Source organism: Paenibacillus vandeheii (assembly GCF_030433635.1).
GTDB lineage: Bacteria > Bacillota > Bacilli > Paenibacillales > Paenibacillaceae > Paenibacillus > Paenibacillus vandeheii.
The window spans coordinates 243,471-256,176 of sequence record NZ_JAROCD010000007.1; the positions used below are offsets into that span (position 1 = coordinate 243,471).

The 12,706-nt window shown below is 47.9% G+C and carries 10 protein-coding genes; 7 read left to right on the top strand and 3 right to left on the bottom strand.

Annotated features, from left to right (window positions below; genetic code table 11):
* The first annotated feature begins 20 nt into the window (after positions 1-20).
* A complete protein-coding gene (locus P5G61_RS15780) occupies positions 21-701 on the top strand; it encodes an oxidoreductase (protein WP_301247406.1) in 681 nt (226 codons plus the stop codon).
* Positions 702-854: 153 nt separating this feature from the next.
* Entirely contained in the window at positions 855-1,229 is a 375-nt protein-coding gene (locus P5G61_RS15785) for a RidA family protein (RefSeq protein WP_301247407.1), read from the top strand.
* Positions 1,230-1,366: 137 nt separating this feature from the next.
* On the opposite strand, the gene P5G61_RS15790 is transcribed toward P5G61_RS15785, so the two are convergent.
* Positions 1,367-2,125, bottom strand: a complete 759-nt coding sequence (locus tag P5G61_RS15790; RefSeq protein ID WP_301247408.1) for a tryptophan-rich sensory protein — start codon at positions 2,123-2,125, stop codon at positions 1,367-1,369.
* A 715-nt stretch (positions 2,126-2,840) separates the two neighbouring features.
* Here P5G61_RS15790 and P5G61_RS15795 point away from each other — a divergent pair.
* Positions 2,841-3,788 (top strand): arsenic resistance protein, encoded by a 948-nt coding sequence (locus P5G61_RS15795; RefSeq protein WP_301247409.1) that lies wholly within the window; start codon positions 2,841-2,843, stop codon positions 3,786-3,788.
* Between the two features lie 120 nt (positions 3,789-3,908).
* Here P5G61_RS15795 and P5G61_RS15800 read toward each other — a convergent pair whose 3' ends face one another.
* Together P5G61_RS15800 and P5G61_RS15805 are read right to left on the bottom strand one after the other, a co-directional pair.
* Positions 3,909-5,540: a response regulator gene (locus P5G61_RS15800; RefSeq protein WP_301247410.1), complete on the bottom strand. Its 1,632-nt coding sequence runs from the start codon at positions 5,538-5,540 to the stop codon at positions 3,909-3,911.
* Positions 5,541-5,545: 5 nt separating this feature from the next.
* Positions 5,546-7,372 carry a cache domain-containing sensor histidine kinase gene (locus P5G61_RS15805; protein WP_301247411.1) on the bottom strand — a complete coding sequence of 609 codons (1,827 nt, stop codon included), beginning with the start codon at positions 7,370-7,372 and terminating at the stop codon, positions 5,546-5,548.
* Between the two features lie 143 nt (positions 7,373-7,515).
* Between P5G61_RS15805 and P5G61_RS15810 the strand changes: the two genes are divergently transcribed.
* From P5G61_RS15810 to P5G61_RS15825, 4 genes are all read left to right on the top strand, one after another.
* On the top strand, positions 7,516-8,397 hold the full coding sequence (locus P5G61_RS15810) for a carbohydrate ABC transporter permease (protein WP_301247412.1): 882 nt from the start codon (positions 7,516-7,518) through the stop codon (positions 8,395-8,397).
* A complete protein-coding gene (locus P5G61_RS15815; RefSeq protein ID WP_192262853.1) occupies positions 8,398-9,234 on the top strand; it encodes a carbohydrate ABC transporter permease in 837 nt (278 codons plus the stop codon).
* A gap of 496 nt (positions 9,235-9,730) precedes the next feature.
* Entirely contained in the window at positions 9,731-11,029 is a 1,299-nt protein-coding gene (locus tag P5G61_RS15820) for an ABC transporter substrate-binding protein (protein ID WP_079348791.1), read from the top strand.
* A gap of 685 nt (positions 11,030-11,714) precedes the next feature.
* Positions 11,715-12,668 carry a DUF1177 domain-containing protein gene (locus tag P5G61_RS15825; RefSeq protein ID WP_301247413.1) on the top strand — a complete coding sequence of 318 codons (954 nt, stop codon included), beginning with the start codon at positions 11,715-11,717 and terminating at the stop codon, positions 12,666-12,668.
* Positions 12,669-12,706: the final 38 nt, after the last annotated feature.

The window sequence follows — 12,706 nt, forward strand, 5'->3', positions numbered from 1 at the left end:
AGATATGTGGAGGGATGCACTTGGAAAATCACGAACGCCAAGCCCTTGTGATTGGAGCCACTGGGCTTGTGGGTGGGCTGCTCGTACGCAGCTTGCTTCAGAATCCGGCTTATGGCCGGATATGTGTATTGGTCAGACGCCCGCTCGAATGGGAACATCCAAAGCTGGAGCAGCATGTCGTGGACTGGGAACGACTTGAGGACCAAAAAAATCTATTTCGCGATGTTGATGACTTATATTGTTGCTTGGGCACAACGATTAAAAAAGCCGGCAGTCAGGAAAACTTCCGCCAAGTGGATTTACACTATCCCGTAAAAGCTGCCAAACTTGCCAAAGAGCACGGTGTATCCCAGATGCTCGTCATTTCTTCCATGGGAGCCGATGCTGGGTCACGAGTATTTTATAGTCGGACCAAGGGAGAGATGGAGGAGGCGTTATCGGCTATCGGTTTCCGTTCACTACATATTTTCCGTCCATCGTTAATCCTCGGAGATCGCAAAGAAAAACGGTTGGGTGAGCAGTTGGCAGCTCATGTTATGACATTTCTGGATCGCTGGATGAAAGGCAGAGTGGATAAATACCGGGCAATCCAGGCCTCCACCATAGCTCGTGCCATGATGAACATTGCACTTGTCCAAACCAAGGGAAAACATGTGTATTCTAATGACGTTATCCATGTACTTGGGTTGGATGAGTCCTGAGATGTTCATGGTTTCTCCTATAGGAATGAGCGCTACGGATAGACATTTCTTTTCGTGTCTGGGGTTGGATCGTGGTATAATAAGCTTCAAAAATGAGTTCGAGGCTTGTCTCCTCTCGGCGGCAGGACAGCGAACATGAAGGAGAACTCGTCCATGAAAAAACCAATTTCTACCGATCAGGCGCCAGGCGCCATTGGTCCATACAGCCAGGCCGTTGAAGCAGGCGATTTCATCTATACTTCCGGTCAGCTTGGCCTGAACCCGCAAACGGGAGAATTCGGAACCGATGTACAGGAGCAGACTCGTTTGTCCCTGAGCAACGTGAAGGCCATTCTCGAAGCAGCAGGCACGAGTATGGACAAAGTCGTAAAAACAACTGTTTTCCTGAAAGACATGAATGATTTTGTTCCGGTGAATGAAGTGTACAGCACGTTCTTCGAACAGCCTTACCCAGCACGCAGCGCGGTTGAAGTTGCTCGTCTGCCGAAGGATGCACTTGTGGAGATCGAGGTCATTGCCCTCAAATAGGGGAGACTGATATTTGCACAGCAAGATCAGCATTTTGCCTAATTCAATTCAATTCGCTTCCATGCTCGGATTCAAAAACCCGATTTCTGGTCATATGACCGAAATCGGGTTTTTGAATTTATATGAACAGATCGGGATTAATCCCGATCCTGATTACGGGCGAAGAACAGCCATACCGCATAAATGGCCAGTACGATCGCAATGATAATTGCCGTATAATATATGGAGGTGACGTCTTTCTGTTTGAGCGCGATGGCGATGTATGCCCATGTAAAGACAAGTGGGTACACACTATCCCGATAAGGAAAGCTCACCAGTACAGCCAGCACCAGGCCTACAATTAACATAATGATGGTCCAGGTGGGTTCGCTGAGTCCGAAGCCATCCCAGCCGATTTTATATAATAATACAGCCGCATTGATAATTGTTGCCACGCTAACCCACCCAAGATATATGCTGAACGGCAGCTTCACGAGCCAGATTTCGGCAGTAGTGGGAAGGGTGATTGTACGCGTCTTTACATACAACATGATCAGGGACAGCAGAAGCAGAACGATGACGACTAATGCGAGACCGATGTTGAGATTTTGAAAAGCAAAGATCCACGCTACATTAAAGACACAGCTTGCCAGGAACCAGTAACCGAGGCGGGTAATAGAATCCCTTTTCCACGAAGAGGGAACGAATTGATAAATGACAAAGCCAGCCAGCAGCAGATAGATCAGTCCCCATATGGAGAAAGCATAGCCCGCAGGTGTGAGCAGCACAGGATACATATCCGATACTTCCTTGTTGGTTCTGCCTCCGATCGGCAGTGCGTTGGAAAGGTAGTTTACGACGATAACAGCGATAAACCCAATCGCGTTTAACCACTTGTACGGATTGTTACGTGACATTGTGTTTCCTCCTTGGTTTAACAAAAATGAATGAACCACGGGTCAGTCTACAATGAATATACCCAGTTCTTTTGCATTCAAATAAGAAGCCGCAAAAAATTCACAGGATCGTTGTCTGGCTATCCTGCGGTTTGCCGCTCTCTTATTCTCTTTGCTACGTCTCAATGTACGCTGGTTGAAGCAGAAATATGTTAATACAAAGGACTTCTGTCCTTATTAATATAGCTGGTAAGTTTATCTATATTCGTTCACAACGATCTGCTATACTCAAATTTAGGACAAATGTAATCGGTGGGAAGACACGGCGAAGCTGCTCCGAAAGGAGGTGGAGCCGTGTCCCTTGATTTGATCGTGAAGATTCTGGACGCTTTATTAAAGATCGTCAGTATTTGTGCTGGCGTGAGAACTTTATTCAGCGTAAAGAAGACACGTAAGAACAAGAAAAACCACCGACGATAGGTTGGCCCCTTAATTCGGTGGTTTTTCATGCATTTGAAATTCGCGCCGTGGTCACCCATCGGTCTTTTGTCTGGATATCCGCAATGTTAGCGCATTGCGGATATTTTCATATTACCCAGAACTGCTTTCTAATATGACAATAACATATACTACAACTCACTACAACTCACTATAAACGTACGATTATTACTTTGATGTTATGACATAATGCTAATTTCTCAGAGGGAGAGGAAGATGGTTGTTTACAAGAGAAACGATGGAGAAGCAACAAACGTGGTTTTATATCGCTGCCCTGTTCGTAGGAGCGGCGATTGGACTGGGTACCTCTGAATGGGGAACAGCGCTGCACTATACGGTTTCACCGGTGCTTGCCATTTTGTTATATAGCATGTTTGCACAGATCCCTTTTTTACAGCTAAAAGAATCCTGGTCCAACCTGCGATTTGTTGGAGCTTTGCTGGTCGCTAATTTTATCGTTGTACCTGTGGTAGTGTGGTTGTTAACCCTGGCGTTTCCACAACCTCCTGCCGTGCTCATTGGCGTTTATTTGGTACTGCTGACTCCCTGCATTGATTACGTCATTGTTTTTACACAGCTGGGCCGGGGCAATGAGAAATTGATGCTGGCAGCAACGCCAATCCTGTTTGTTATACAAATGGTTTTATTACCGGTATATTTGTGGTTGTTCCTTGGGAAGGAGGCAGCACAGGTGATGCAGGTGGGGCCTTTCGTGGAGGCTTTTCTATTCCTGATCGTAATACCGTTGCTGTTGGCTATTCTTACGCAAGTCGTGACCCAAGGCAAAGCCGGAGGAGAACGGGTGATGAACGCGACCGCTTGGCTGCCTGTACCCATGATGGCTCTGGCATTGATTGTCGTTGTCGCATCGCAGATCGGGAAGGTCTACGATGATTTTGCTGTAATTGTGGATGTTCTGCCCATCTATATTATTTTTCTGATCGTTATGCCCTTCCTGTCACGTATCGTTGCGGCTCTATTCCGATTGGATACAGGCGCAGGCAGGGCCGTTATTTTCAGTGCAGGAACCCGAAACTCGCTCGTCGTTCTGCCATTGGCACTAGCACTGCCCCCAGAGTGGGCCACAATTGCTGCCGCCGTGATTGTAACCCAGACGATTGTGGAGTTGGCGGGTGAGTTGATCTACATTCGTATTGTTCCTTCCGTCATACTGCGGGATCGCTGATTCCTTAGAAAAGAAAAAGGAGCTATCCCAGAGCCATGAACAATGGCGGGATGCCCCTTTTACAATTCAACGAATAGAACACGTTTTATTTAGTGAAATTTCCACATTTCCGGAGACTCATTAAGCATTTCCGTCAGATAACGTTTTGCGGTACTCCCCCGGTGTGATACCCTCCATTTTTTTGAACACTTTGCTGAAATACTTCTCGTCCTGATAGCCGACCATCTCCGAGATCTTTGCAATTCGCAGGAAAGGGTTCTGTAACAGCAGCTTGGCGTTATTGATTCGCAGCTTGCCCAAATACTCCGACCAGTTTAGCCCAAACTGCTGCTTGAATTTACGTGAAATATATTCGCGACTCAGGTAGAACCGAGCAGCAATCTGCTGCAGAGACAGGTCCTCCTGATAATGGGCATCCATATAACGTGCAATCTCACTCATCGGGTCCGGTGTGGCGTGATGATGTGCAGTGAGGGCCTTTCCGGCTGCGAGCAGCCGCTGTTCCAGCAGAGAGCGAAGCAAAGGGAGTGATAACAGTCCTTCACGATCCAAAGGTAACTCGGCGAATGGAATCGGTTGTTCCTCTATCGCTTCATCTTCGTCCTTCGGTGGGGCGCCTGCGGCATCGTCGAGCCAACGGCCAATCATCCATTCCATTTCATCCACCCATTGCTGTATCTGCTCCGCTGTTACTACATCGAGCCGGGTGATGGGTTCCATCCACTCTGCAACCGCATTGGACACGCTGGTAGCGCGCCCGCTCATAGATGCGAGTCGTAAGGACTCTTCAAAGGCGGATAACCGCAGCCCCTTGATTCCGATGGAGGACTCCAATGTATCGTGAATACACAGCTTCGTTTGCAAGGCATTGCGTCGCCATAACCGCAAGCTTGCTTCCTGATATGCTCCCGAGGTTCCGGTAGGCTGAAATTCACAGCTGGATATTCCAAAATGAAGGCGGCGCTGGATGGTCTGCTCCAGGCCATCATTCACTTTTTCGAGAATGGTTTGCAGGGATGAACACTGCCCCCAGTACAGGAGAACGACCTCATCCGGTTGATCAAGCTGGCGGAACACGACACCTTCGGCAGGTGGGGATAACATCTCTGCACAGATATTCAGCACGGAGAATACGAGCAGATCAGGCTGGCTGCGATATTTTGCCAAACATTGAGCATCGAGATGGGAAAGGCTGGTGACAGCCACACTGCAACTGTCGATCTGCTTGGGCAGATTTAATTCATCCCGCAGCCGCTGGAATTGGGTATTGTTGCTTCCACGTCCAACGACAAGCTCAGTGAGCAGTCTGTCATGATAATGCGGCCGCATCTGATTGACCACCATGGATTGTCTTGTGGACTGCATCCGAACGGCATCGGCTTCTTTCCAGGCATCGACTGCTCTAAACAAAGATGAATTCAGTTCGTCTGCTTCGACTGGCTTGAGCAGGTAGTCCGTACCACCATATCGAATCGCATGTCTGACCAGCTCAAAGTCATCATAACCGCTGATAACCAGTACCTTGCTATGCGGGGCATGAACAGATATCCATTCCAGCAGAGCCATACCATCCTTGCCAGGCATTCGCATATCGCTGAGTACAATTTGCGGTTGATGGGCCGTGATGGCATCGACCGCTTCGTGACCATCTGCCGCTTCATACAAGGTATCAATTCCTGCGGCGTCCCATTGACCAAGCAGCTTAATTGCATCGCGGACGTGTTTTTCATCATCGACAATCAAGGCTTTCATGTTGTTCACTCTCCCGCGTATAGTTTGACTATAATCTCCACACCATTCGGTTCCAGATTGCCGATCGTAAGCGTCGCATTGTATCCCGGAGGTGAGTTCAGTTGGAGTCTGCGCATCACGTTACGTAGTCCGATCGACTCGGTCTCGTCCATTTCCTGAGAGGAATCGGAGGATGTGGATGCCAGACGCAAGCTACGCTGAATCTCGGACAACTTCTCTTCCGGGATGCACGGTCCGTTATTTTCCAGATGAATCTGAATCCAATCGTCAGGCGTTCGGTGACTGGATATGCGTATCCTGCCTTTGCCAGGCTGAACATCGGCCCCATGCTTGAAGTAATTCTCAATTAAAGGCTGTAGGGTCATTCTTGGCATTTCGGCGCGCAAGGTATCTTCGGCAAAATCCAGTTCGACCTCCAGGCGGTCACCGAACCGCTCTTTTTGAAGTTCCAGATAGAGCCGTGCATGCTCGGCTTCTTCGTGCAAAGTGACCCGAGTCTGGTCACGCATGCTGTAGCGCAGCATTTTGGATAGGGAAGAGAGCAACACATACACCCGCTGTCCTTGCTGTTGAAGCGCCAAAGTACCGATGGATTGCAATGTATTATACAAAAAATGGGGATGAATCTGAGCTTGCAGCGCTTTAAGCTGATTCGTTTTATTCGCAATTTCAAGGCGATATTCCCGCAAAATCAAATTGTTCACTGTATCCATCATATCCCGGAAATGACGAGACAGTACACCGATCTCATCCCGACTCGTTAACCGGATATCCACATGCAGGCGTCCAGCCTGAATCTGATTCATATAACGCATTAATTGCTTCAGGGGTCCGGTGATGCGGATCGAGATGAACAGGGTTGCCACAATGACCAATAACAGCGCGGCAAGGGCGATCATGGCGTTATTCCACGTTAATGTGGTGGCACTTGCGTACAACGTTTCATTCGGAATCTGTTTTACAATGGTCCAGTTTGCAAATGTACTGCCTAACTGCTGGTACACATACATCGAATGATCTTGTTCAAAATGCCCTGACGCGGTCTGTGCTGTCCCTTCGTCGGAACGTGCCAAATTGAGTTCAGTCGCCGCCTCCTGTCTTAATGCTTCCGTTCCACTAACTTCCGACTTTCCTTCGTAAATAATCTGGTTCTGATTGTCGATGACATAGATCTGTTCCTTTGCCGGATCATACAGTCTGCTGCAAATTTCGGCAATGGTATCCATGTTCAAATCGATGGCGAGCGCACCCAAGCGTTCTGTCGAAGGCACATCCTTGATCACACGGTGGAGGGTGATCACGGTTCTTGGAGGGTCATCTGCTGACGCTGCCTTGAAGCCGTAGGAGTGACTAAGATGCGCGGATTCGACCCAGATATCCGGACTTTTATTGTCCGATTTTCCATGAAGCGTGTCGGAGTAGGCCTGTTTGCGTTCTTCCCGCTTCGGGAAAGGATTTGCAATCAATGTCGATTGATTGGCAGCAAAGGAGTGCAGATATAGCTGGAATACATCGGGCACAGCCGAGCGTATCGTCTGCAGGGTGGTGTATACCTCGGCAACTGCACGATAATCGCCGGGGATTTTCGCCAAATTCCGCAGAAAATTCGGATCATTGTACACAGCCAGCGACGCTCTTGCCACGTTATCCACGTAATTGTTGAGATTGGTGGACGCCTGAAAGATCAGGCGTTTGTTCTCGGCGACGGCCTGCTCCCGCAGGGCGGTCTTGGTCTGGATAAACGTCATGCTGATGGATGCCAGCAGCGGAATCGTGGTGGCAATGAGCATAAAAGCAATTAGCTTGGTGCGAATACTGTAGTATTTTGACATCGTGACACCCCTTCTGGTTGCAGGTTAAGAAAGGACAATATTTTACACCCATCTGTTCACCAGGGTCGGTGTTTCCCTGAATGAGAATGGGGTTTAATAGAACAAGAGACCAATTTCATCCATCAATAGAAGGGGAGAACGATATGAAGCATCGCAAATCTTCACAGCTGTTACAGCAGCTTGTGTTCGTGGGTCCCTCCATCGTCTTTTTTATTCTCATAATCGTGGTCCCTTTCCTGCTTGGCATGGTTTATTCCTTTACCGACTGGAACGGGGTGTCAGCGAACATTCATTGGGTAGGCTTCGACAATTTCAAGCAAATTTTCTCGAATGATCCCAAGTTTCTATCTGCGTTTTGGTTTACGGTACGCTTCACCTTGGTAGGTGTGATCTTGACCAATGTGATCGGGTTTTTCCTGGCGTATTTCCTGACCAAACCGCTCAAGACGAGAAACTTTCTGCGCACGATCTTTTTTATGCCTAACGTGATCGGTGGATTGTTGCTCGGCTTTATCTGGCAGTTCATATTTGTGAAAGGGTTTTCAGCAGTAGGCGACGTAACCGGATGGTCCTTCTTCAACCTCCCATGGTTGGGAGACGAACCGACCGCCTTCTGGGGTATCGTCATTGTATTTGTCTGGCAGACTGCAGGATATCTGATGGTGATCTACATCTCATCCTTGACCAACGTATCACCGGATCTGCTGGAAGCTGCCGAAATTGATGGTGCCAGCCGCTGGCAGGTATTGCGCAGCATTATTTTCCCGCTCATTATGCCGGGAGTCACGATCTGTCTGTTCCTTGCCATCTCCTGGTCCTTCAAAATGTTCGATCTCAATCTGTCGCTAACCAAAGGTGGACCGTTTGGATCAACAGAGTCGGTAGCACTGAATATTTACAATGAGGCTTTTGTTAACAATCGGTACGGTATCGGTACAGCCAAAGCGCTTGTGTTCTTCGTTATCGTTGCTGTCATTACCATGATTCAGGTACGTGTGACGAAGAGTAAGGAGGTGGAAGCATAGATGGAAACATCGAAAAATTACCGCTTCAGTACCATTGTAACCGAAATTATTATGGTGCTCATTGGATTATTGTTCCTGGTACCGTTTTACTTCCTGTTTGTCAATTCGGTCAAAACATTCGGTGATCTGCTTACCAATTCGGCCGCTTGGCCGGAAGCATTCCAATGGGGCAACTATGCGAACGCCTGGGAGAAAATCAAGTTCCCGTCAGCGCTGATGAACTCGCTCATCGTTACCGTAGTCAGCAACCTGCTGCTGGTGTTGATCAGCTCCATGGCCGCCTACCGAATGGTTCGCAGCGATACGCGCTTCAACCGGATTTTGTTCGGCATGTTCATTGCCGCCATGGTGATTCCGTTTCAGTCTATCATGATTCCACTCGTTACCGTAACCAGTAATCTTGGACTGATCGACAGTTTGTTCGGACTCATCATCTGTTATCTCGGTTTTGGCGCACCGATGTCCATCTTCCTGTTCCACGGATTCGTCAAATCGGTTCCGCTCGAAATTGAGGAGGCAGCGCGGGTGGATGGAAGCTCCGCTTACGGCGTGTTCTTCCGGATTGTATTCCCGCTCATGAAGCCGATGTATGTTACCGTCATTATCCTGAATACACTCTGGATCTGGAATGACTATCTGCTGCCATCCCTGATTCTGCAAAGCTCCAATTTGCGTACAATTCCGATTGCGACCTTTGCGCTCTTCGGACAATATACGAAGCAATGGGATCTAGCCCTGCCTGCACTGGTGCTTGGTATCATGCCAATTATCATCTTCTTCCTGCTGATGCAGAAATACATCATTCAGGGGATTACCGCCGGATCAGTTAAAGGGTGATTGCGAGGGGGTGTGCGGCTCCGGGATCATGTAGGGGAGTGAGAGGGCGGACCGCTCCGAGATCATGTGCGCTTTCGGTCGCTGTTGCTCCTCGGTGGCCTGAATGAATTTAAGGCAAAGAAGCCACCGAGTATCAAAGGCGAGCGCTCCGCTCCGACCTCGCACGGAGGGTACAAAGGGAGTCATGCCCGCATAGCATGGGCATGACTCTTGAAGAGAAAATGATCAAGGGCAATGAATATTCGTTAAATTGCTAATCTGGGCAAATAATAGCGAATAGCATGTGCTCGGTTCGTTACACGGGAAGAACGCTAGAAAGGGGGAACTCGTCATACGCTCAGCTTATGAGCCATCCCCTCAGGGAAAGAATAAGCAAGGACGAGTTGCAAGATTGGGATCTGAAGGATCGGCTATGAATCAATCGCCGCCTGCATCCCGGTGGCTGAATAAAACCAACAAGCTGTTATACTGAAATTACTATAGGGAGAGTGTATGTATGAAAAGAATGACCAAGTTGACGTTGCTTATGCTAATTGCTTTTTCTGTAATGCTCGCAGGTTGTGGCAACGGAGATAAGAGTGGAAGTCCTGTTAACACAGACGCTCAAAGTGGCGGAGAGGCTGCTGCCGGAGAGAAAACCATTAAAATCTTTCAATTCAAAGTCGAAATTGCGGAAGCGCTTAACCGTCTCAAGGCGGAATATGAGTCCTCCCATCCAGGCATCAAGCTGGACATCCAGACCGTGGGCGGCGGCAGTGACTATGGCGCTGCACTGAAAGCCAAGTTCGCTTCAGGCGAACAACCGGACATTTTCAACGTTGGTGGATATCGTGAACTGGACACATGGCTCGAATACTTGGAAGACCTGTCAGGTGAGGCATGGGTAAAAGATGTGCTTGATGTTGCCAAAGAGCCGATGACCAAAGACGGCAAACTGTATGGACAACCGCTGGCGCTGGAAGGTTATGGCTTCATTTATAACAAAGACCTTTTCCAAAAAGCAGGCATTACTGAAATTCCAACCACATTGGAACAATTGGATCAGGCTGCACAGAAACTTCAAGCCGCAGGTATTACCCCGTTCTCCAATGGATATCAGGAATGGTGGGTACTCGGGAATCATAACGTAAACGTGGCATTTGCGAATCAGGCAGATCCGGTGAAATTTATCCAAGGTCTTAACGAAGGCACAGAGAAAATCCCTGGTAACCAAGTGTTCACAGATTGGATGAACATGCTCGACTTGACGCTGAAATACAGCAACAAAAACCCACTGACAACTGATTACAATACACAAGTGACTCTGTTTGCAAGTGGAGAAGCGGCGATGATGCAGCAAGGGAACTGGACTCAGGTACAGATTGATGGAATCGACCCTGATCTGAATCTCGGAATTCTGCCAATGCCAATTACGAATGAACCGAATGACAAATTGTTTGTTGGCGTACCGAACTACTGGGTTGTGAACAAGAATTCGCAAGTGAAACCGGAAGCGAAAGAGTTCCTGGAATGGCTCGTGACATCGGATATCGGTAAACAATACATGACCAAAGAATTCAAGTTTATCCCTGCGTTCAGCTCGATTCAGGCATCCGAAGAGGATCTGGGTGACCTCGCAACTGATATTATGAAATACAGCCAAGAGAACAAAACATTAAGCTGGAACTTCAATCGTTTCCCTGAAGGTGTTCCACAAGAATTTGGCAGCACGATTCAGGCGTATGTAGCAGGCAAATCGGACAAAAAAGCTTTGCTTGATGCATTGCAACAAAACTGGGATAGTCTGAAAAAGTAACATGGACTACCCATCGTTATTAAGTAAGGTATGAGGGATCTCAACCTTGAATCGTTATCCACATACTAGTATCCACAGGCTTAAATTCATTTCGCAAATCATTTGGATAAGTAGTCCACTCCAATAGGTCAGCCAGAATTCCATTCTGGTTGGCCTATTTTTTTAGTTTTGGGGCTCCACGATCGCAGATCGGAAGAATACAATAAAATATTGCTTCAGAAATGTGGATAACCCCATCATATCTAGCCCCTCATTGACATATTTAACACAGGGTTAATACTATATGTGGATATCCTGTGTGTACAGCATTCCAAATGTGGACAAGTACGACAAATTTCGAGCAAACATCATCTTTTGTTAACGGTAAAACTTAAGTTTGTTTAATTGGTATTTTATAGTTCGAGTTTTGACAAATGAAGAATCAATTTGGGGATCTGTGAAATTCAAAGAGTTCCAATCCGCTCAATCGGACCAAGGCAGTCGAAGCGGCGCACTCCATAATGAAATGTTAAATTATATTACACATACAGTTAGATAAAATGAATGAAAGCGTTATTTTCACTCCTATTTATACTTGTCGCACAAATAAACGATGCTCATTTTGGCAAGGCGGTACATTGTGACCCTCTTCTGAACTGCGATAGACTTGATTTCAAGATCAACAGCTAAGAGGAGGATGTGTACGATGCCACTTCAAAAAACGTTATTGGCACTGGACGCGCTGGACAGCGCTTATGTAAATGGTGAGAGTGTAAAGCAAATATTTGTTCAATATCCACAGGTTTCGGTTGAAGTGCTGACGGTACAAGGGGAAAAGGGAAGTACGGATTTTGTTAAAATCATCATCCCCGGTACGGACGGCAAGCTGTCCGGAGGGCAGGCCCCGACGATGGGAATTGTCGGACGACTGGGTGGAATCGGTGCCCGTCCAACACGCATCGGACTCGTGTCGGATGCCGATGGTGCCGTCGCTGCTGTTGCAGCAGGACTGAAACTCGCCGATATGCAGACCAAGGGCGATTCGCTAAAGGGAGATGTCATTGTGACGACGCATATCTGTCCGGATGCCCCTACTCTTCCGCATGAGCCGGTTGATTTTATGGACTCCCCGGTCGACATTTTGCAGATGAATGAGCATGAGGTTCTGCCCGAGATGGAAGCCATTTTGTCCATTGATACCACCAAAGGAAACCGGGTGATTAACCATAAAGGCATCGCCATTTCGCCAACGGTGAAAGAGGGATACATTTTACGGGTAAGTGACGATTTGCTTCGAATCATGGAGATGACCACAGGGCAGCTACCGGTGACTTTCCCGATTACGACGCAGGATATTACTCCTTATGGCAATGACTTATACCATATCAATTCCATTTTGCAGCCAGCTGTGGCTACCCATGCACCCGTTGTAGGCGTAGCTATAACCGCTCAATCTGCAGTCCCGGGATGCGGCACAGGAGCGAGCCATGAGGTTGATATTGCAAGCGCAGTTCGTTTGGTCGTGGAGACAGCCAAGGAATTCACGAATGGCACCTGTTCGTTCTACAACGAGGAGGAATATAACCTGATTACTCGTCTGTATGGATCGATGAAAGTGCTTCAGACCCCGGGGATACAGCAGGCCGCTCCTTCTGCATAGTTTAATCCGAGAAGGTCACGATTGATGCGGCAGGTAGA